The organism is Nocardia sp. NPDC051756, from assembly GCF_040681495.1.
GTDB lineage: Bacteria > Actinomycetota > Actinomycetes > Mycobacteriales > Mycobacteriaceae > Nocardia.
The window spans coordinates 1,072,009-1,091,527 of the sequence record NZ_JBFAYV010000002.1; the positions used below are offsets into that span (position 1 = coordinate 1,072,009).

Here is a 19,519-nt window from a genome sequence, read left to right on the forward strand (position 1 = left end):
GCGCCCGAGTGGGCTGCGTCACCGCCCCGCGCACTGGCACCAATGGAGGTACCTCGATGGCGAAGCAAGTACCGACCTCCCGGCTTGCTCGTGGCACCAAGCTCGGTGCCGTGGCAGCCAGCTCGGTTATCCGCACGCAACGCGCACGCCTGTCGATGCGGGGCCGATCCGAGGCGGTCCGCGCGAAGATGGCCGAGGAGTCCATGATTCGCACCACCGAGCAGGTGGTGATGGTGCTCGGCACCATGAAGGGCGTGGCCATGAAGCTCGGGCAGATGATGTCCGTGCTGGACATGGACCTGGTGCCGGAGGCGCATCGGGAACGGTTCCAGAAGCGGCTCGCGGTGTTGCGCAATGCCGCGCCGTCGGTGTCGTTCGAGTCGATGCGCCAGGTGATCGAGGACGATTTCGGCCAGCCGCTCGGCGCGATCTTCGCCGAGTTCGAGGCCGAGCCGATCGCGGCCGCCTCGATCGGGCAGGTCTACCGGGGCACGCTGCACGACGGCAGGCGGGTCGCGGTCAAGGTGCAGTACCCGGGCATCGACGCCGCGGTGCGCGCGGATCTGAAGAACCTGGCCATGTTTCGCCGGGTGCTGCAATCGGCGATGCCCTGGGTGACCCCGGCCGTGCTGGACGAGCTGCGGCTCAACATGGAGAGCGAACTCGACTACCAGGCCGAGGCCAACACCCAGCTACAGATCGCCGAGCTCTACGCCGGGCATCCGTTCATCGTGGTGCCGCGCTCGATGCCCGAGCTCAGCACCACCCGGGTGCTGGTCAGTGAATACGTGCCGGGCAAGGGTTTCGAGGAGATCCGCCAGCTGCCCGACGCCGAGCGCGACCGGATCGGCGAGATCATCTACCGCTTCTACGTCGGTTCGCTGTTCACCTTCAACGAGTTCTGCGGCGACCCGCATCCGGGCAACGTGTTGCTCGCCGACGACGGCAAGGTCGCCTTCCTCGACTTCGGGCTGTTCAACCGGATGGACCCGGAGCACGTGCAGTTCGAGCTGACCTGCCTGCGCGCGGCCGCCGAGGACCGCGCGGAAGACCTGCGCGAGTTGATGATCCAGCGCGGGGTGATCGATTCGCCGGAGGAGATCGGCGCCGAGGAGTGCCTGGAGTACGTGCTGGCCGCGTCCGAATGGTGTCTGATCGACGAGGACCTGACCATCACCCCGGAGCTGGCCAGCGGCGCGTTCCTGCTCGCGGTGGACCCGCGGGCCAGCGAGTTCACCGGCATGAAGCAGCAGAACCTGCCGCCGGAACACCTGTTCTCCCGCCGCGCCGACTTCCTCACCTTCGGCATGCTCGGTCAGCTCGGCTGCACCGCGAACTGGCATCAGATCTCCCGCGAATGGCTCTACAGCGAGCCGCCCGTCACCGAGCTCGGCAAGGTCCACCACGCGTGGCTGGCCGAGCATCCGCCCGTCGCGCCGAAGAAGCCGCGCGCCAGGGCCAAGAAGGTCCCCAAACCGAGCACCGATGCGTAACCGCAGAAACGGAAGACCATGGCAGACAATCGCGAGTTCGACCTAGTCCTTTTCGGTGCAACGGGTTTCGTCGGCAAGCTGACCGCCGAGTACCTGCTCACCGCCGCGCCGGCAGCCGCGCGGATCGCGCTGGCCGGGCGCTCGCTGGACAAGCTCACCAAGGTCCGCACCGAGCTCGGCCCGGCCGCCGCCGACTGGGGGCTCGTGGTGGCCGACTCCACCGACGAGGCCGCGCTCGCGTCGCTGGCCGCGCGGACCAAGGTCGTGGTCACCACGGTCGGCCCGTACCTGCGCTACGGCCTGCCGCTGGTCGCCGCCTGTGCGAAGGCCGGCACGCACTATGCCGACCTCACCGGCGAGCCGCTGTTCATCCGGGACGCGATCGACCAGTACCACGAGCAGGCCGTCGCGACCGGCGCCAAGATCGTGAATTCGGCGGGCTACGACTCGATCCCGTCGGATCTGAGCGTGTACCAGCTGTACAAGCGCTCGCTGGCCGACAACACCGGCGAGCTGGAGGAGACCACGCTGGTCGCGTCGCTGAAGGGCGGCGTCAGCGGCGGCACCATCGATTCCGGCCGGGCGATGATGGAGGCGATCGCCGCCGATCCGAGCAAGGGATCGGTGCTGTCGCACCCGTATTCGCTGAGCCCGGACCGGTCGATGGATCCGGACGTCGGGCGTCAGTCCGACCAGGCGTTGTCCCGGGCCAGCACCATCGACCCGAGCCTGGACGGCTGGGTGAGCACGTTCGTCATGGCCGCGCACAACACCAAGATCGTGCGCCGGACCAACGGGCTGCTCGGCTGGGTGTACGGCAAGAACTTCCGCTACCGCGAGGTGATGAGCGCGGGCAAGTCGCCGGCCGCCCCGCTGGTGGCCGCGGGCATGGCGGGCGGCATCGTCGCGGGCCTGGCCGCGGGTGCGCTGCTGTCCCGGGTGTCGGCCGGGCGCAAGCTGCTCGACCGGGTGCTGCCCAAGCCGGGCACCGGCCCGAGCGAAAAGGCCCGCGACAGTGGGTGGTTCGCGATGAAGACGTTCACCCGCACCTCCTCGGGCGCCAAGTACGTGGCGACCTTCTCCGGCAAGGGAGATCCCGGCTACAAGGCGACCGCGGTGCTGCTCGGCGAGAGCGGGCTGTCGCTGGCCTTCGACACCGACAAGCAGCCCGAGCTGGCCGGCATCCTCACCCCCGGCGCGGCGATGGGTGACGCGCTCACCGAGCGGCTGCGCGCGGCGGGCATGACCATCGAAGTCGCGCGAGTCTGAAAGACGTTGCGGCGGGCGGCATTCGGTAGTTCCGACCGAATACCGCCCGCGCGCAAGAGCAATGAGGAGTACCCGATGAACCTGGCGCGACGCACGATGAACCATCCGGCGCTGGCCGCGGTGTACGAGCGGGCGTGGCGGCCCGCGCTGTTCTACCTGGCCAGCGGGCGCACGACCGAGTCGGATCGTCGCGATGCGATCAGCACGCTGCGGCTCGGCGGGCCGCAGAAGGTACTCGATATCGCCTGCGGGCCGGGCAATTTCACCCGTCACCTGAGTACCGCGTTGACCGGTGACGGCTTCGCCATCGGCCTCGATTACTCGGAACCGATGCTCGCCCGCGCGGTCGCCGACAATGCCGGCCCGCGCGTCGGATATCTGCGCGGCGATGCCCGCGTGCTGCCGTTCGCGGACGGCACGTTCGACGCGGTGTGCTGTTTCGGCGCGCTCTATCTGATCCCCGACCCGATCGGCGCGACTCGCGAAATGCTGCGCGTGCTCGCGCCCGGCGGGCGGATCGCCATCACCACCAGTTACCGGGCGGACAACCCGTTCGGCGAGGTCAGCCGGGTCGTCGGCGGGTGGAGCGGGCTACGGGTCTTCGATACCAGGACATTTCCCGATCTGTTCGCCGCCGCGGGCCTGGTCGACATCGAGCAGGATGTGCACCGGCTGTTGCAGTACGTCAGCGCGACCCGGCCCGAATAACCGGAATCGGAAACGATCTTCGTCTGGCCAGGGATAACCCTACTGGCCCAGTCAGACGAACATGGAGAACCGGTGCGGCGATTCCTGATCAGTGCGGTTCTTGTTGGCGCGGCGGCGTTTTCGATCACGCCCGGTAGCGCGGTGGCCGAACCGGACTCCCCCACAGCGCAGTTGCAGACCTATCTCGACCAGTTGGTGCAGCTCGTCGGCGTTCCCGGCGCGCAGCTCGTGGTCGCCGGGGACGGCCTGAACGCTCAACTCGACAGCGGTATCGGGGATCTCGGCACCGGCGGCGCGTTCCCGGACAACGCCCAGGTCCGGATCGCCAGCAACACCAAGACTTTCGTCGCAACGGTCGTCTTGCAGCTGGCCGCGGAGCGGCGCATCGACCTGGATGCGCCGGTGGAGCACTACCTTCCCGGCGTGGTCAACGGTCCGGGCGGCGACGGGAACCTGATCACCGTGCGAGATCTGTTGCAGCACAGCAGCGGAATACCCGACTACCTGGCGTATCTGAATCTCGCCTCGGTCGCCGATTTGCAGCGGCCCCGTGCGGCAACGGAATTGATCCGGCTCGGTCTCGATCAGCCCGCCGAATTCGCCCCCGGGACCAGCACCGGCTACTCGAACACCGACTTCCTGCTGGCCGGGGAGTTGATCCAGCGGGTCACGGGTCAGCCGGTCGGCCTGGAGGTCACCCGGCGGATCATCCTCCCGCTCGGCCTGCGCGACACCTATTGGCCATTGTTCCCGCTGGAGAACATCATTCGGCTACCGCACCCCCGCGGTTACCACGAATTCGACGGCGCGCTGGTGGATATCACCGACATCGATCCGGGCTGGGGCCTGTCCGACGGCGCCATGGTGTCGACCGGCGCCGACCTGAATCGATTCTTCATGGCCCTACTGTCCGGCGAACTGCTCCCACCGGCCCAGCTGGCCGACATGCAACGCGTCGTCCCGTCCGGTGATCCGTTGCGCGGGGACGATTTCGGCCTCGGCCTGTTCCATCGGACCAACGCCTGTGGCCTGGAGGTCTGGAGTCACGGCGGCGCCATGAACGGTTTCGTCGTGATCAACGCCGCCACCCCGAACCGAGCGGTCACCATCACCCTCAACCAACTCCCCGACCCGATCACCACGGTGCTGCATCAGGCCGACATGAGCGCCGTCGCCGATGCGGCGCTCTGCCTCGGTTGAGCGGAATCAGCGACCGGCGCTGCCGGTGGACGGGCGGGCGCGGCGCAGTTCGCAGGCCACGCGGTCGGCGTCGGGGCGGTCGTCGCCGGTGCGGGCGCAGCCTTGGGCGGTGTAGCCCTGGCGGTCATAGCCTTGGCGGTCGTAGCCCCACTTGTCGTATCCCGCTCGGTCGTAACCGAATCGGTCGTAGCCCCAGTCGTCGAAGCCGTCGTGGTTGTAGGGGTCGTCCGGCTCGGTGGGTCGCGGGAACGTCGTTTCCGGCGGGGTGATGATCGGTGGGGTGGTCACCGGTGGCGTGGTGGTGACCGGGGGTGTGGTCGTCACGGGCGGGGTCGTGGTCACCGGCGGTGCGGTGGTCACCGGCGGCGCGGTGGTCACCGGCGGGGCGGTCGTGACCGGCGGCGCGGTCGTGACCGGCGCGGCGGTGGTGGTCTCGGTGGGTGCGGCGGAGGTTTCGGGGAAGGCGAAGGCGGGCACGATGATCGCCGCGGGCGCGAGCGCCAATGCTGCTGCGGCGGCGGATAACAGAACTATCTTTCGCGCCCTGGGTCTACTGGTGTTCCACTGCGACATGTTCGATCTCCATCTCGATCGGAGCGCGCGCACCACGCTCCGATCGGCGTATCGGCAGAATGTCCGAATCCGATACACCACAGTGATTTTGCGTACATATTGTTCGCGCGTGCCCCGCATTTACGGGGCTTGAATTTCCCGACCCCGGCAATTCATAGCCAGGACGGCTTATCGCCATCGCCGAGCCGATCGACGGTCGCGGAGATCTGCGCGACGAGTTGCGTCGGCCGCTGCGTGTCGGTGGTCGCCTTGCCGCTGGTCAGGATGGCGCCGGACAGGCCGCGGGCCGGGTCGGCCCAGCCGTACTGGGTGGTCAGTCCGCTGCGGCCGAAGTGGGATTGGGTATCGCGCCCGAACTTCGATCGGCGCCCGCCCAGTTCGAAGCCGGCCCGGCTGACCCGTCCGGCCAGGCCCGGCAGCCACGGCGCCGGTTGCATCGCCGCGCGCAACGTGTCGGGTCGCATGATCCGCACGCCGTCCAATTCCCCACCGTGGGTGAGGATTTCGTAGAAGCGGGACAGTTCGGCCGCGGTGGTGACCAGGTTGCCCGACGGGAGTTCCGCGGTGAGGAAGGTCCGGGTCGCGGCGTCGGAGACGGCGCCGCCCATGCCGCCGCCGAGCGCCTTGCGCGCCAGGTATTTCGAGATGCGCGACGGTCCCGGTCCGGTCTTCACGCCGGCCACGACTCGGTCGACGTCCTGGGGCCGGACGCCGAAGTTGTTCCAGCGGAAGCCCAGTGGCGTGAGCACCTGTTCGGCGAGGTGTTCGCGCATCCGTTTGCCGGTCGCCCGCTGCACCAGCAGCCGTTGAATCAGCCCGCTGGTCATCGCGTGATAAATGCGGAACCGACCCGGCGGCCAGCTGGGCACCAGGTCGGCCAGACCGCGCACCGCCAATTCCTCGTCGACCACCAATTCGAACCCTTTATACGGTGGCGTCACGAATGGCACGCCCGCCGAATGGGTCAGCACGTGACCGATGGTGATTCGTTCCTTGCCGTTGGCCGCGAATTCCGGAATGTAGCGGCTCACCGGATCGTCGAAACCGAACGCGCCCTGTTCGATCAGCATGAACATCAGCGCCGCGGCGACCCCTTTCGCGGTGGAGAATCCGCAGAACGGGGTTTCCGGCGTGGCAAGCACTTTCGTCGCGTCCGCGGCGTCGCCCGGCGAGTTTCCCCAGCCGTGTCCGATGGCCCGGTTCAGCACGATCTTCCGGTTGCGCCGAACACACACCTGGATGGCCGGGGTGGTCCCCAGCCGGTACCACGCCCGCACCGACTCCCACAGCGCCGCGACCTCGCCCGCGGTCAACCCGGCCGCAGCCGGATCGTCCTCGGCGCCGATCGTGGTCACCGAGTCCAGATCTTCGACCACCGTCACCAACGTGTCCGGGAGTGTGCTCATTTGCCCAGCATATCGACGTGGAGCTGAGATCCCGGTGAGAGAAATGCCTTCTCGCCGTACATTCCGGCGGACAGCGAGAAGGCGCGCGGCGACCGGGATTTCCGCGGCTCAGTCCGGGTCGTCGTCCTCGGGCGGGGGCTCGGCGCCTAGGGCGACCATGCGTCGTAGTATCTCCGGTGCCAGCGCGAGTTCGAATTCGTTTCCGCCGCTTTCGAAGACGTAGGTCAGGTGCGCGTCCATCTGCATGGGCGCGCGCCGGACCGAGCAGCGCTCGCTGACGATCACCCAGCTACCGATGGTCAATTGATCGAACATCGCACCTCCCACCCTTTGGCCTATGCCACTTCCGACAACCGCGACTATGCCATCCGTCACACCCGGGTGTCAATCGGAAAAAGGGCCTATGACCTGCTGGAATATTCCTTTTGGAACATCCATTTCGCGGGCGGGTGGACCATCTCGTCGAGCTGGATCACGCCCCCGTCGGCGGCGTGCAACGTCAGCTGGTGCACCAGCACGGCGGCCGGCCTGGGCAACCCGAGGTGCCGTCGCTCGTCGGCGGTGGCGAGCCGGGCGGTCACCCGGTCGCGGAGGTAGGAAACCCGAAGGGCGGCAACCGATTCCAGGTAGCGCAGGGTGCCGCCGGCCAGCCGCTCGGCGCGCAGCAGCCGCGGCGCGAGCTCGGCGAGATCGCCGCCGAACCAGGATGTCGCCAGCTCGGTCGCCTGAGTGTCGTTGCCGGTCAACCGTTTTCGCATCAGCACCGCACTCCCCTGTGGCACCCCGAGCACCTCGGCGACATGCTCGGGCGCGGCGACGACCGCGGCCTCGAGTACGGCCTCCGTCGCACCCTCCGCGTAGGCCGAGCCGTAGTGCGGCGCCCGCTCGCGCACGACCGGACTGTCGGACACATAGGTGCCGGAACCGCGTCGTGATTCCACAATTCCTTGCTGCCGCAACGTATTCAGCGCCTTGGCCGCGGTCGGCCTGGCCACTTTCCATTGCGCGGCGAGTTCGCGTTCAGACGGAACCTCGGCGCCGGGCGCGAGTTCACCGCGCTCGATTCGATCGCGCAGGTACCCCGAAATCCGCAGATACTTCGGCAGTACTTCATCGAATTCGGGCACCGGTCGCCTTTCTGCGCACACCGCCTCAGGCCACTGGCAAGTCTAACCATCGTGCCCCACATCACAGCGGGACCGCACGGCCAAGCAGGTCCCGGCGGGCGTTACCGCCCGGTAGAGTGCCCGTTCAAGTACGGCGCTACGGAGTGGACCAACAGAGGGGGTTTCCCAGATGGCGGTACCGGACACCGGGCAGGGGACGGCAAGACAACTCTACGCGGCGGCCACCGGGGCAGGCACCGGTCAGCCGTTCGAGTTGGCGCCCGACGTCGCCGAAAACCTCGCTGCCGCTTGCGACAAGCTGGTCGAGGACCTACACCACGCCATGGTCAACGGACATCTCGTCACCGACGTGACAGGCTTCCCGAATCTGCCGAGCGGACAAGGACTTACCCGCGGCTTCGGCGACAAGGGCAGGCAATACCTGGACACCCTGGCCGCCTTCCAGGAGACCGCGCTGCTGTTCAAGGCCGCGTATCTGGCGGCGGGCAAGATGTTCGCCGATGCCGAGGCCGCGAACAAGGCGGCCATCGATCTGGTCGCCGAGCACCTAGAGGCCCGATGACCCAGCACCGAGCAGGCTGAGGCAGTCATGGCAGATTCCGCCGCCCGCGCCGCCGCCGAGACCATCCGCCAGGAACTGGCCGGATTACGCACCGGCGCAACCGATCCCGCGTACGCGCCGGACCGCGAACGCTTCGGTTCCTACAGCCATCAGGAGATCTGGGACCTCGTGCACGAGGCGCTCGACCCGGCCGCGCTCGGCCAGGCCTCGGCCGCGTGGCAGGCGAACGCGGACGCGCTCGCGGAGGCGTTCCAGGTGTTCTCCGACGCCGCCAACCGGGAGTTCGCCCGCTGGTCGGGCCGCGCCGCCGATGCCGCCGCGCGGGCCACCAGGGAGTTCATCCTGGCCGGCACCGCGGCGCACGATGTGTGCCGCGCCGTCGCGCGCCTGATGGAATTGAATTGCGATGCCGCGCAAACCATCCGGGGCGCGATCCCGGCGCCGCAACCGTATCGCCCGCTGGCCGACCCGGCCGCCGAGGCGGTCTACGGCGGCCAGCGGCGGATGGCGCACGACAGCGCGGCGGCCGATGTCGAGGCCGATGTCCGGGACACGATGACCTACGTCTACGTGCCGACCATGCCCGCCTCCGGCAATCACGTGCCCCGCTTCATCCCACCTCCCGACGGACCACGGCCGGCGGGCGACGGGGGCGCGGCGCGGTGAAATGGGTGCTCACCCCGGACGAGTTCTCACACGTCTGGGAAAACGAAACCAGCCTCGACCGCAGGCCGTACCCGGTCAACATGGTGCCCGCGGCCACCGTGCGCACCGAATCCGAGTACGCCGCACTGCGTTTGCCGCAACGCTTCGCCCGGCAGGCCGACCCGGACCTGGCCGCTGCGCTCATGCTGTGCGGGCGCACCGACGCGACCACCATCACCGTCTCCGGCGAGCGCAGCACGCCCCCGCGCAACGGCAGCGGCGCGGACACCGAGCGCATCCTCGCCTTCGCCGCGGTGGTGCACAATCACGCGGGCATCCTGGTCGCCACCCCGGACAAGGTGACGGTGCTGATGTGTCACGCCCGTCAGGTCGGCGAGCGCCTGGTACAGATCATCGGCCCGGCCCAGCCGGGCAAGCTCGGCACCCTGCGCGAACCGCAGGACGCGGTGCTCGGCCCGGACCGCGACGAGCAGTTCCTCACCAACGGGCATCGCGCCGCCGCCCGGTTCCGCCAGACGCTGCGCAAACCGGTCGACGGACGCGGCTTCCTGACCGTGACCGTGGAGCCGGACAACCCGATGTCGCCGCCCACCCGGCACCGCACCTGGCTCGATTTCACCGGCGACGGCCGCTACCTGCTGACCACCTCGCAGGACCTCATCCTCACCCCGGTCTCGGACGAGGACTTCGCGGCCCAGCTGATCGGTCTCGCGCACATCCGCTGAGCCGGGCCCCCGCTGTGGTAGTTGTGGGAGATGGCGAAGAAGCAGTGGTCCGTTCCGGCCACCGAGGCCCTGAAAGCCGATGGATTGCGGATCGCTGACCTGGACACCAACGGCACGCCCGGGTTCAAGGGCGACAAGGCGGCAGGCCAGGAGCTGCAGGCCGAACGCACCGAGGTGCTCTCGGCGTTGCAGGAACGGCTCTATGCCAATGGGCGCTCCGGTGATTCGCGCAGCGTGCTGCTCGTGTTGCAGGGCATGGACACCGCGGGCAAGGGCGGCATCGTCCGGCACGTGATCGGCTCGGTCGACCCGCAGGGCGTCGACCACCACGCGTTCGGCGTGCCGACCGAGGAGGAGAAGCGCCACCACTACCTGTGGCGCATCCGCAAGGCGCTGCCGCGCGGCGGGCAGCTCGGCGTGTTCGACCGCTCGCACTACGAGGACGTGCTCGTCGTGCGCGTGCACGACCTGGTCCCGAAGAAAGAGTGGGAGCCGCGCTACGACGAGATCAACGCGTTCGAGCGCGAACTCGTGGACGAGGGCACCACTGTGGTGAAGGTGGCCATGTTCGTCTCGCTCGATGAGCAGAAGAAGCGGCTGATGGAGCGCCTCGAACGGCCGGACAAGTACTGGAAGTTCAATCCGTCCGACATCGATGAGCGCGCCTTCTGGCCCGCCTATCAAGAGGCCTACCAGGCCATGCTCGACCGGACCAACACCGATTACGCCCCGTGGCACGTGATCCCGGCCGACCGGAAGTGGTTCTCCCGCCTGGCGATCACCGAGCTGCTCATCGACGCGCTCGAACGCCTCGAGCTCGAATGGCCCGCGGCGCAATTCGATGTCGAGGAGCAGAAGCGCCGTCTCGCCGAGGCCTGACGATCTTCAGACCAGCGGGCGGACTTCCTCCGCGACGAAGCGGACGAAGGCTTCGGGATCCGGCTCGTCCGCGGTCGGCTGGATGATGACGGTGTCCGCGCCCGCCTCGACCAGCCGGTGCACCGCGTCGGCCACGACCTGCGCGCCACCGGCGACGCCCGCGCCCGGCGCGTGCTTCGGCGTCCGTTCGGCGGCCAGCCGAGCCTCGGCATCCGGGCCGGTGACCGCGAGCAGACTCGCGACGACCGGATGCGGATCGGTGCGCCCGGCCGCGGCCCGCCCCTCATCGATCAGTTTCCGCGCGGCTCGCACACCGTCCGCGTCGGTGATCGAATCCAGCAGCGTCCCATCGGCATGCGAGCCGCACAGACGGATCGAGCGCGGCCCCTGGGCGCCGGCGTAGATCTTCGGCGGCGCGAACGGCGGCCAGTCGAGCGCCACATGGTCGAGCCGCACGTAGCGACCGGAGGTGGTGACCCGCTCGCCGGCCAGCAACGCGCGCAACGCGTCCAGATATTCACCGAGCAACGTAACTGGGGATTCGACCCGCGCACCGACCTGACCCATCCAGTCCTGCACGCCGTGGCCGACGCCGAGCAGCACCCGATCCGGGAACAGCCGGTCGAGCGTGGCCGCCTCCATCGCGGTGAGCGCCACGTTGCGCAGCGGCACCGGCAGCAGTCCGATGCCGACGTGCAGCCGCTCGGTCCAGCCCAATACCGCTGCGGCACTGGCTATTCCGCTCTCCAGGAAACAGTCCTCCCAGAGCCAGAGCTGCTCCAGCCCGGACTCCTCGGCGACCCGGGCGACGGCCCGCAATCGCTCCGGCGGATTCTGTGGACGAAACACGGCACCGAGGACAGTCATCCTGCAATTCCTACCGGGTGGGTATGACAACCACGAGATACCACTGCCGCGTCGGCGCCCGATATTTCGGAATCTCTCAGGTTCACCGATGATGATGTGGCCGTGGCCCGACCACGCGGGGATGAGATTCCAGCTCTACCATCGTGGCGGCAGGTACCGGCAGTCTCGAGCGAAAGGCGTGGTGAACGCACGGTGAGCAAGAACCCGGGTGGGAAGAAGAACCCGTTGCTGGCGGCGGATCGCAGCGACCGCAACCGCAAGATCTTCATCCAAGTGGGCGTGGCCGCTGTCTTGATCGCGCTCATCGCGGCGATCGGTATCGGTGTCGCGGTGAAGAAGGCGCGCAAGGACGACCCCGGGCCGAGCCCCGCCATCGCGGCCGCCGCGAACGCGGACCCGGCGGGCATCACCGGCACGATCACCGACAAGGGCGCGATCCGCATCGGCAAGCCCGGCGCGAAGGTCACCGTCCGGGTGGTCGCCGACCTGCAGTGCCCCGCGTGCAAGGGCTTCGAGGCGGCCAACTCGCAGGTGCTCGACGACAACGTGAAGAACGGCACCATCGCGGTCGAATACAACGTGATCGCGTTCCTGGACAAGGCTTCCAGCACCCGTTACTCGACCCGCGCGGCGAACGCCTCGTACTGCGTCGCCGAGGCGGATCCGTCGAAATACATGGCCTGGCTGACCTCGATGTTCGCCCAGCAGCCCGCCGAGGGCGGCTCCGGCCTGCCGAACGACAAGCTGGTCCAGATCGCCAAGGACGCGGGTTACCCGGACTCGGTGGCCAACTGCATCACGGATGTGAAGTACGACAAGTACATCCAGGCCCGCACCGATGAGGTGCTCAAGAGCGGCATCCAGTCGACCCCGTCGGTCTTCGTCAACGGCAAGCAGGTCCAGTCGAGCCAGGAGCTGATGGGCCCCGGCGGCCTCGCACCGGCGATCGCTGCCGCCGCGGCGCAGTGACCACCGCCCCACCCCGGGCCGCCTGGATTCTGCTGCTGGGCGGGCTGGCCGGCTGGCTGGCCGCGGTGGCGCTGACCATCGAACGGTTCAAGCTGTTCACCGACCCGGGCTACACCCCCTCGTGCAGCATCAATCCGATCCTGTCCTGCGGATCGGTGATGGTGACCAAGCAGGCCGCGGTGTTCGGATTCCCGAATCCGATCATCGGCATCGTCGGCTTCTCCGTGCTGGTCACCCTCGCGGTGCTGTCGGTGGCCGGGGTGGGGTTCCCGAAATGGATCTGGGGCGGGCTGTGGATCGGCCTGCTGCTCGGCGTTGTGTTCGTCGGCTGGCTGATCTTCCAGAGCCTGTACCGGATCAACGCGCTGTGCCCGTACTGCATGGTGGTGTGGGCGATCATCACCCCGCTGCTCGCGGTGGTCACCGATCAGCTCTGGGGCGGGTCGCGTGGCCCGCTGCGCATCCTCGCGGAGTGGCGCTGGACCATCGTCGCGCTGTTCTACGCGGTGGTGCTGCTGCTGGTCTTCCTGCGGTTCCAGGATTACTGGCTGTCGCTGGTCTAGTTCGGCGTGCCGAGCGTCAGCACCAGGGCGACCGTGCGCCGGGCGCCCGCGGTGTCCAGGATGTCGAGCTGGATCGAGTCGCCGGGCTTGTGCACGTTGATCGCCGCGTGCAGCGTGCGGGCCGAGGTGATCTCGCGACCGTCCACGGCGACGATCACCTCGCCGTGCGTCAGCCCGGCCGCGTAGGCGGGTAGCCCGTAGAGCGCCAGGTCGATGCGGGCCCCGCTGGGTTTCGCGTCGGTGGTCAGCACGCCGAGCGTCGCGGTCGGCCCGACGTGCACGGTGTCGGTCGGCGTGCCGGAGCGGATCTGGTGGACCACCCGCATCGCGGTGTCGATCGGCACCGCGTAGCCGTTCGGCGGCCTGCTCACCGCGCGCGCCGGATCGCCGGACGCGGCGGCGATCACCCCGATCACCGCGCCCTCCCGATCGGCGAGCGCGCCGCCGGACTGCCCGGAGGTGACCGCGGCGGCGACCTCCAGCATCCCGGTGAGCGGTTTGCGGGACAGGTCGGCCGAATTCAGCGCGACGATGGTGCTGTCCAGATCGGTGAGGACGCCCTGGATCGCGGTCGGGGTGCCGCCGACGCCGCCCGCGTTGCCGATCGCCAGCACCTCGTCGTGCACCCGCGCGCCGGCCGAGGTGCCGATCCGCGCGGTCGGCAGTTCGGTCGCGCCGGTCAGCCCGAGCAGCGCGATATCGGCGTCGGAGTCGTAGCCGAGCACCACCGCGTCGTACTCGCGGCCGTTGCCGACATCGGTGACGGTGACCGTGTCCGCGCCCTTGACCACGTGATGGCTGGTCAGCACCTGACCGTCCGCGGTGAGCACGATGCCCGACCCGGCCGCACCGAGCCCGAACGGCCTGGTCGAGGCGGTGATATCGACCAGCGCCGGGTCGACCACGGCCGCGACGGCGAGCGGATCGAGCGGCGGCGGAGGCGGCGCGAGGATCGGCGCGGCGACCTCGGTGGCGCCGCCGGACCAGCTGGGCAGCTCGCCCCGGTAACCGAGGAACGCGGCCACGGCTAGCAGCGCGGCGACGATCATCGCCAGCGCGCGGCCGCCGAACCGTTGCTCATTCATCGCTTCTCCGCCTCGATACCTGCGAATTCCATTGTGGCCGGAGATCTTCACCGTAGATCAGAAAATGGCGCTGGCAGTCGGTGGTCCTCGCCGAAATACCCGCGTGTCGCTATTTCAGGCATGTCCGTTATGTGTCGTGTTTGGCAAGTGGGTGCATGCGGCGGTAGGCATGTATGCATGACAACTGCTGCCGCGTACGCCCTATCCGCATCCGATGGCGCATTCGAGAAGGTGACGATCGAGCGCAGGGACCTCGGTCCGCGCGATGTGCTGATCGATATCAAATACGCGGGCATCTGCCATTCCGACATTCACACCGCCCGCGACGAGTGGGGCGGCACCAAATATCCCCTGGTGCCCGGTCACGAGATCGCGGGCCTGGTCGCCGCGGTCGGGTCCGAGGTGAGCAAGTATCAGGTCGGCGATCGCGTCGGCGTCGGCTGCATGGTGAATTCCTGCGGCAAATGCGGGCCGTGCCTGGCCAACGAGGAGCAGTACTGCACCCGCGGCGCGACCATGACCTACAACACGCAGGTCGATCCGTCGGTTCAGGTCGACGGGTACACGATGGGCGGCTACTCGACCCAGATCGTGGTGACCGAGGGCTTCGTCGTCGGCATCCCGGAGGGCATCGGGCTCGACCAGGCCGCGCCGCTGCTCTGCGCGGGCGTCACCCTGTTCTCCCCGCTGCGGCACTGGAACGCCGGACCGGGCAAGCAGGTCGCCATCATCGGCATGGGTGGGATCGGGCACGTCGGGGTGAAGATCGCGGCCGCGCTCGGCGCCGAGGTCACCGTGCTCAGCCACTCGCTGAGCAAGCAGGAGGACGGCAAGCTGTTCGGCGCGAGCCACTACTACGCGACCAGCGAGCGGCAGACCTTCCGCGAGCTGCGCGGCAAGTTCGACCTCATCCTCAACACCGTCTCGGCGGACCTGCCGATCGACGACTACATGAAGATGCTGAACCTCGACGGCACCCTGGTGATCCTCGGCCTGCCGGAAAACCCGATGGCGATCAAGCCGTTCACCATCGCCGGCTACCGCCGCTCGCTGGCCGGCTCGATGATCGGCGGCATCGCGCAGACCCAGGAGATGCTGAACTTCTGCGCCAAGCACGGCATCGGCGCGGAGATCGAGGTGATCTCCGCCGACGAGATCGACGGCGCCTACGACCGCGTGGTCGCCAGCGACGTCCGCTACCGCTTCGTCATCGACGTGTCGACCATATGAGGTCCCGAGTAGTTCCAGGACTACTCGAATCGGGTCCGTTCACCGAACCACGCGCAGTCGCCCGAAACCGAAAACGTTGCGGTCTCGGGTAGTTCGCTACCCGCGACGATGACATATTTCCGCAGCTACCGTCCAGATCCAAACAATTTTCCAGTCATGACTCGGAAGAAATGGATCTGTCATGGACACGGTGCGTTCGCACACAAATCTCGGGCTCTTCCTCATCGACAAGGAGTCGGGTGCGCCGATCGCCCGGCATCCGGTTTATGCCGAGGTGGTGGTCCGGCGCTGCGGCGGCGGGTCACACACCCTCGAACGCGCGGAAACCGATTCGATATCCGACTCCGACTCGGACTCGGACTCGGACTCGGATATCGAATGGGCCGCGCCGCTCGGCGTGCTGTGGACCGACCACGTCGGGTACGTCTCCTTCGACCTGACCCGGTTGCCCACGCCGGTCAGCCGCCGGCTCGACAACACCGTCACCGTGCGCCGCTACGGCGCGGCCGCGGTCGCCGACGGTGACGGCGAGAACGACGACGAGCAGACGATGACCATCCGCGCCCTCGCCTACGGCGCCGCCGAATGGGTGGATGTGCTCGACCAGAACCGGTTCACCGCGGGCGCGGTGGTCGGCCGAATCGTCCTGCCGCCCACCGGCATCGCCCCGCCGCACTACGAGGGCGGCATGGCGACCATGCAAAATCCGAACCTCACCGACTGGGAGCTGTCCCCGTCCTCGTTCGCCACCAACCCCACGCAGCTGGTCGGCGAGAACGGCTGCGAGAACCTCTACCCGGCGACCCTGTCGCTGCACGAATTCACCACCCGCCAGGTCGTCCGGCTCAGCGACGACCCGCCCGGCATCACCATCCCCGAGCCCTATCGCGCGGCCTACATCGACGAGTACAAGGTCACCTGGAGCGCGCTGGGCCATTCCCTCGGCGAGATCCTCTACAGCCTCCCGCTCGCGCCGGGCGAATCGGTGAAACTCGCGATCCTGGACTGGTCCTGGGACAGCCTCACCCGGCGCGACGAGCACACCAAGCTCACCGAGGACGTCCTGCATCAGACCCACCGGGACCGCACGATCAGCGAGACGGTGCAGGCGGGCCTGCGGGAGATGCAGCACGGCTCCAACTTCATGGGCGGGGTCGCGCATTCCGGCGGCGGCAGCGGTAGCGGCAGCGTCGGGGTGGTCGGTATCGGCGCCGCGGTCGGCGATGCCTGGAGCATGGGCGGCAGCACCGCGACCAGCGAGGGCAGCCGCGATCTGACCGCGGAGAACGTGCAACGGCTCAGCGACAGCTTCAGCCAGGCGAGTTCGGCACAGCGCGAGATCAATTCGACGGTCGTGGTGCAGGCCAGGCAGGAGGAGCACGAGTCGATCCAGACCCGCACCTTCTCCAACTACAACCACGCGCACACGCTGACCATCCTGTATTACGAAGTGCTGCGGCACTATCGGCTCGCGGTGCAGTGGGTGCGCCGCCGCCCGGCGGTGCTCGTCCAGCATCCGGCGCCGATCGTGAATTTCGATATCGCGGAACTGCTGCGCCGGCGGGCCGTGCTGGAGCCGGTGCTGCTCGATCCGGCCCTCGCGCCCGGCTTCGCGGCGCTGGCGAAACAGGATCTGGTGGCCAAGAACCAGAGCCTGCACGGCGTCGACCCCGGCAGCCTGGACAGGCCGATTCGCCAATTCTGGGAGGGTGACCTGCAATTCGGCCTGTTCGAGTTCTACGTCAAGCCTTCCGAAGGCGGCGGCGACACCACCGACAAGCAGGTGATGCTGAACCTGATCCTGCTGGACGGCAACAACGTGGTCAGCCGGCCGCTGCTGCTCGAATGGGAGAAGGGGGACCTGACCCGCAACGTCAATACCGCTGAGCGACTGAACGATACGGCGACGGCCAGCTTCATCTCCAAGCCGGATCAGCCGGTCCCGTGGCGCGATCTGGTCGGGTTCGAGTTCGTGCTGCACGAGGACAACAACTGGCGGGCGGATCGCCTGGCGATCAACGCCTTCCATCCCGGCGGCGCCATTTCGCTCCTGGACAACGTGGACGTGGATCTGTTCTTCCGGCAGAACGGGTCCTCCAACACCGTCACCTTCATCCGGCGTCCCGGACCCCGGCCCGCCGATCTGCCGCCGAACTGGTCGCCGGCCAAATCGCTGACGCCGGAGGAATATCAGAACGCCCAGCGCCTCATCGACCACGTGAACACCAACAACGCCTACTACAACCGCGCGGTCATGCTCGCCACTCGCACCGCGGACATCAGCGTCGCGTTCGAGACGATGCCGTGGGCCGACGGCAAGACCCTGGCCGACGTGGCCGTGCCGACGCCGCTCGAGGTGTTCGGCAATCACGTCGCCTACCCGTTGACCGCGGCCGGGACCGTGGTGCTGGACCCGCCGCCCGAGGCCCAGACGGAACGGCTGATCACGATGCCGACCCGCGGTGTCTTCGCCGAAGGCAAACTGGGCCACTGCAATGTCGCGGAGGAGATCGACAACACCCGCTTCTGGAAGTGGGAGGAGCACCCGATCCCGATCCAGGCGCCGGAGATCGCGCCGGTCGTGCCGACCACGCCGACGCCGGTCCCGACCAACCCGACGCCGACCCCGTTCCCACAGTCGTTGGTCAACGTCGTATCACCCAGTCCCGCACCGGATCCGGTGGGCCTGGCCGCGGCCCTGCAACTGCTCGGCACGCCGGGGATCTTCCGGGACATGTCCGGCCGCGCGGAGGTCGCCGATCTGCTGAAGAAGTTGTCCGACAACACGATTTCGATCGCCGAGGCCGCGACCAAGGCGCGCGAGATCCAAGCCAAGTACGGCAGTCCGGGCGCGGGCGGCGACGGCGGGTCGAGCGGCCAACCGGCCGCCGGGCTCGGATCGGGCCGGACCTCGCCGAGCGACCGATCCTCCACCACCACCCAGGACCTGCAAGACCTGCAACACGTCCTCGGCAACGCACAGGCGAAGAACCTGATCACCGCCGAGGCCGCGAAGGAGGCGTATGCGCGGGCGTTGCAGGGCGCCTACGACCCCAATTATGTGAATGCCTCGACCGGGAAACCCCCTGCCGCCGTGCCGATTACCGCGGCCACCGACGCACAGCTCGGCCAGGCTGCGGCGGTCGAGTTCTTCAACGCGACCGACATCGACAACTACTTCCTCGATGTCACCGGGAAGACCTTCGCCGGCTGGTTCACCTCGACGCTGGCCGGGCGCGGTAGCTGGGGACCGCTGTCGATGTCGGTGGACGCCGACACCCTGAATCGCTTCACCGAGACCTGGAATGCCTTCCCGCCCATCGTCGGCACCGATCGCGGGGTCGGCGTCCCGGGGATCTCACTGCCCGAATTCGCCACGCTGATGGCCAAATTCCTGCACGAGACGGGTGGCAAGCTGCAATTCCGCGGCGCGGAAACCGTTGGCGGATACGGCCATCCAGGTCTGTCCTACGCCTTCGATTCGTTCCTGATCCAGCGTCCCGGCGAGGCAGCCTTCACCAAGGGGTCCTACAACACCGGCAACGGCAATCACACCGCGTTCGCCTGCTTCCACGACCCGATCTATCTGGCCGCGTTCGGCACGCTCGCGCCCACCGCGCAGGCGGTGCGCGACCGCACCGAGTGGAAGGGCACCACCTGGCCGGCCGGGGTGCCGACCTCGATCGACAGCTCGACCGCGTTCCTGCAGGAGGCCGACTTCTACAAGTTCCGCGGCCGCGGCGCCATCCAGTCCACCGGCCGGGTCGCCTACCTGCCGATCGTGAACTTCGTCCGCGGCTATGCGGGCGACGATGCCCGGATCACCGCGGTCAAGGACCGGTGGACGAATCTGGCGACCACCCTCGCCGCCCAGGGCGTCACCCTGACCAGCGACGACGACTTCGCCACCGCGTCGAGCAACGCTGACTGGGACGCGCTGTTCGCCACCATCACCATCCAGGCGGTGGCCATCCGCGGCCACAACAACCTGGCCGGCAAGCACTACCTGCCGATGTCGAACAGCGCCCCGGTGCTGCGCGGCACCGGGCGCGGGTCGGCCTACTTCGTCGCCATCGCGATCGCGGGGAACAACCCGTCCTACGGCAACGATGTCCGCCAGCGCATGCTCGATTTCATCGGCACGCTGTGGCGCACCCCGATGCCGGCCGCCGGTTCGATCGAGATCTGACCAAGCGC

At 68.2% G+C, this 19,519-nt stretch carries 18 protein-coding genes; 12 read left to right on the forward strand and 6 right to left on the reverse strand.

Annotation, left to right across the window (positions count from 1 at the left end; all coding sequences use genetic code 11):
- Positions 1-56: 56 nt before the first annotated feature.
- The 4 genes from AB0M22_RS11100 (at position 57) to AB0M22_RS11115 (ending at position 4,670) form a co-directional block, all read left to right on the forward strand.
- The gene (locus tag AB0M22_RS11100) at positions 57-1,493 is read left to right on the forward strand and encodes an AarF/ABC1/UbiB kinase family protein (protein ID WP_364723690.1); all 1,437 of its coding nucleotides are present in this window, start codon (positions 57-59) and stop codon (positions 1,491-1,493) included.
- Between the two features lie 18 nt (positions 1,494-1,511).
- Positions 1,512-2,762 carry a saccharopine dehydrogenase NADP-binding domain-containing protein gene (locus AB0M22_RS11105; protein ID WP_364723693.1) on the forward strand — a complete coding sequence of 417 codons (1,251 nt, stop codon included), beginning with the start codon at positions 1,512-1,514 and terminating at the stop codon, positions 2,760-2,762.
- A gap of 75 nt (positions 2,763-2,837) precedes the next feature.
- The gene (locus AB0M22_RS11110) at positions 2,838-3,470 is read left to right on the forward strand and encodes a methyltransferase domain-containing protein (protein ID WP_364723696.1); all 633 of its coding nucleotides are present in this window, start codon (positions 2,838-2,840) and stop codon (positions 3,468-3,470) included.
- A 72-nt stretch (positions 3,471-3,542) separates the two neighbouring features.
- Entirely contained in the window at positions 3,543-4,670 is a 1,128-nt protein-coding gene (locus AB0M22_RS11115; RefSeq protein WP_364723699.1) for a serine hydrolase domain-containing protein, read from the forward strand.
- A gap of 6 nt (positions 4,671-4,676) precedes the next feature.
- On the opposite strand, the gene AB0M22_RS11120 is transcribed toward AB0M22_RS11115, so the two are convergent.
- The 4 genes from AB0M22_RS11120 to AB0M22_RS11135 form a co-directional block, all read right to left on the reverse strand.
- Positions 4,677-5,243 (reverse strand): hypothetical protein, encoded by a 567-nt coding sequence (locus AB0M22_RS11120; RefSeq protein ID WP_364723702.1) that lies wholly within the window; start codon positions 5,241-5,243, stop codon positions 4,677-4,679.
- 152 nt (positions 5,244-5,395) lie between these two features.
- On the reverse strand, positions 5,396-6,649 hold the full coding sequence (locus AB0M22_RS11125; protein WP_364723704.1) for a serine hydrolase: 1,254 nt from the start codon (positions 6,647-6,649) through the stop codon (positions 5,396-5,398).
- A 108-nt stretch (positions 6,650-6,757) separates the two neighbouring features.
- Positions 6,758-6,964: a hypothetical protein gene (locus AB0M22_RS11130; protein WP_364723707.1), complete on the reverse strand. Its 207-nt coding sequence runs from the start codon at positions 6,962-6,964 to the stop codon at positions 6,758-6,760.
- 86 nt (positions 6,965-7,050) lie between these two features.
- On the reverse strand, positions 7,051-7,776 hold the full coding sequence (locus AB0M22_RS11135; RefSeq protein ID WP_364723710.1) for a GntR family transcriptional regulator: 726 nt from the start codon (positions 7,774-7,776) through the stop codon (positions 7,051-7,053).
- A gap of 169 nt (positions 7,777-7,945) precedes the next feature.
- Here AB0M22_RS11135 and AB0M22_RS11140 point away from each other — a divergent pair, with 169 nt between their 5' ends.
- Genes AB0M22_RS11140 through AB0M22_RS11155 form a run of 4 tightly spaced genes read left to right on the forward strand, consistent with a single transcriptional unit; the run spans position 7,946 to position 10,608 of the window.
- The gene (locus AB0M22_RS11140; RefSeq protein ID WP_364723713.1) at positions 7,946-8,338 is read left to right on the forward strand and encodes a hypothetical protein; all 393 of its coding nucleotides are present in this window, start codon (positions 7,946-7,948) and stop codon (positions 8,336-8,338) included.
- A gap of 27 nt (positions 8,339-8,365) precedes the next feature.
- Positions 8,366-9,004 (forward strand): hypothetical protein, encoded by a 639-nt coding sequence (locus tag AB0M22_RS11145; RefSeq protein ID WP_364723715.1) that lies wholly within the window; start codon positions 8,366-8,368, stop codon positions 9,002-9,004.
- A complete protein-coding gene (locus tag AB0M22_RS11150) occupies positions 9,001-9,729 on the forward strand; it encodes an ESX secretion-associated protein EspG (RefSeq protein ID WP_364723718.1) in 729 nt (242 codons plus the stop codon). Before AB0M22_RS11145 ends, AB0M22_RS11150 begins: the two co-directional genes overlap by 4 nt.
- 30 nt (positions 9,730-9,759) lie before the next feature.
- Positions 9,760-10,608, forward strand: coding sequence for a polyphosphate kinase 2 family protein (locus AB0M22_RS11155; RefSeq protein WP_364723720.1), 849 nt, complete (start codon positions 9,760-9,762; stop codon positions 10,606-10,608).
- Between the two features lie 6 nt (positions 10,609-10,614).
- Here AB0M22_RS11155 and AB0M22_RS11160 read toward each other — a convergent pair whose 3' ends face one another.
- Positions 10,615-11,475, reverse strand: coding sequence for an LLM class flavin-dependent oxidoreductase (locus AB0M22_RS11160; RefSeq protein ID WP_364723723.1), 861 nt, complete (start codon positions 11,473-11,475; stop codon positions 10,615-10,617).
- 192 nt (positions 11,476-11,667) lie between these two features.
- On the opposite strand from AB0M22_RS11160, the gene AB0M22_RS11165 reads away from it, so the two are divergent.
- Together AB0M22_RS11165 and AB0M22_RS11170 are read left to right on the forward strand one after the other, a co-directional pair.
- A complete protein-coding gene (locus AB0M22_RS11165; protein ID WP_364723725.1) occupies positions 11,668-12,444 on the forward strand; it encodes a thioredoxin domain-containing protein in 777 nt (258 codons plus the stop codon).
- A complete protein-coding gene (locus tag AB0M22_RS11170) occupies positions 12,441-13,007 on the forward strand; it encodes a vitamin K epoxide reductase family protein (protein WP_364723728.1) in 567 nt (188 codons plus the stop codon). The genes AB0M22_RS11165 and AB0M22_RS11170 overlap by 4 nt, the downstream gene beginning before the upstream one ends.
- On the opposite strand, the gene AB0M22_RS11175 is transcribed toward AB0M22_RS11170, so the two are convergent.
- Entirely contained in the window at positions 13,004-14,092 is a 1,089-nt protein-coding gene (locus AB0M22_RS11175) for a trypsin-like peptidase domain-containing protein (RefSeq protein ID WP_364723731.1), read from the reverse strand. The two genes, AB0M22_RS11170 and AB0M22_RS11175, sit on opposite strands and share 4 nt — an antisense overlap.
- A gap of 177 nt (positions 14,093-14,269) precedes the next feature.
- Here AB0M22_RS11175 and AB0M22_RS11180 point away from each other — a divergent pair, with 177 nt between their 5' ends.
- Together AB0M22_RS11180 and AB0M22_RS11185 are read left to right on the forward strand one after the other, a co-directional pair.
- The gene (locus AB0M22_RS11180; RefSeq protein WP_364723734.1) at positions 14,270-15,322 is read left to right on the forward strand and encodes an NAD(P)-dependent alcohol dehydrogenase; all 1,053 of its coding nucleotides are present in this window, start codon (positions 14,270-14,272) and stop codon (positions 15,320-15,322) included.
- Between the two features lie 181 nt (positions 15,323-15,503).
- Positions 15,504-19,511 (forward strand): hypothetical protein, encoded by a 4,008-nt coding sequence (locus AB0M22_RS11185; protein ID WP_364723737.1) that lies wholly within the window; start codon positions 15,504-15,506, stop codon positions 19,509-19,511.
- Positions 19,512-19,519: the final 8 nt, after the last annotated feature.

What these genes read in the sequence shown, in the direction of transcription:
- AB0M22_RS11100 (WP_364723690.1), top strand. Translation starts at nt 57, where the DNA reads ATGGCGAAGCAAGTACCGACCTCCCGGCTTGCTCGTGGCACCAAGCTC.
- AB0M22_RS11105 (WP_364723693.1), top strand. Translation starts at nt 1,512, where the DNA reads ATGGCAGACAATCGCGAGTTCGACCTAGTCCTTTTCGGTGCAACGGGT.
- AB0M22_RS11110 (WP_364723696.1), top strand. Translation starts at nt 2,838, where the DNA reads ATGAACCTGGCGCGACGCACGATGAACCATCCGGCGCTGGCCGCGGTG.
- AB0M22_RS11120 (WP_364723702.1), bottom strand. Translation starts at nt 5,243, where the DNA reads ATGTCGCAGTGGAACACCAGTAGACCCAGGGCGCGAAAGATAGTTCTG.
- AB0M22_RS11125 (WP_364723704.1), bottom strand. Translation starts at nt 6,649, where the DNA reads ATGAGCACACTCCCGGACACGTTGGTGACGGTGGTCGAAGATCTGGAC.
- AB0M22_RS11130 (WP_364723707.1), bottom strand. Translation starts at nt 6,964, where the DNA reads ATGTTCGATCAATTGACCATCGGTAGCTGGGTGATCGTCAGCGAGCGC.
- AB0M22_RS11140 (WP_364723713.1), top strand. Translation starts at nt 7,946, where the DNA reads ATGGCGGTACCGGACACCGGGCAGGGGACGGCAAGACAACTCTACGCG.
- AB0M22_RS11145 (WP_364723715.1), top strand. Translation starts at nt 8,366, where the DNA reads ATGGCAGATTCCGCCGCCCGCGCCGCCGCCGAGACCATCCGCCAGGAA.
- AB0M22_RS11155 (WP_364723720.1), top strand. Translation starts at nt 9,760, where the DNA reads ATGGCGAAGAAGCAGTGGTCCGTTCCGGCCACCGAGGCCCTGAAAGCC.
- AB0M22_RS11160 (WP_364723723.1), bottom strand. Translation starts at nt 11,475, where the DNA reads ATGACTGTCCTCGGTGCCGTGTTTCGTCCACAGAATCCGCCGGAGCGA.
- AB0M22_RS11175 (WP_364723731.1), bottom strand. Translation starts at nt 14,092, where the DNA reads ATGAATGAGCAACGGTTCGGCGGCCGCGCGCTGGCGATGATCGTCGCC.
- AB0M22_RS11180 (WP_364723734.1), top strand. Translation starts at nt 14,270, where the DNA reads ATGACAACTGCTGCCGCGTACGCCCTATCCGCATCCGATGGCGCATTC.
- AB0M22_RS11185 (WP_364723737.1), top strand. Translation starts at nt 15,504, where the DNA reads ATGGACACGGTGCGTTCGCACACAAATCTCGGGCTCTTCCTCATCGAC.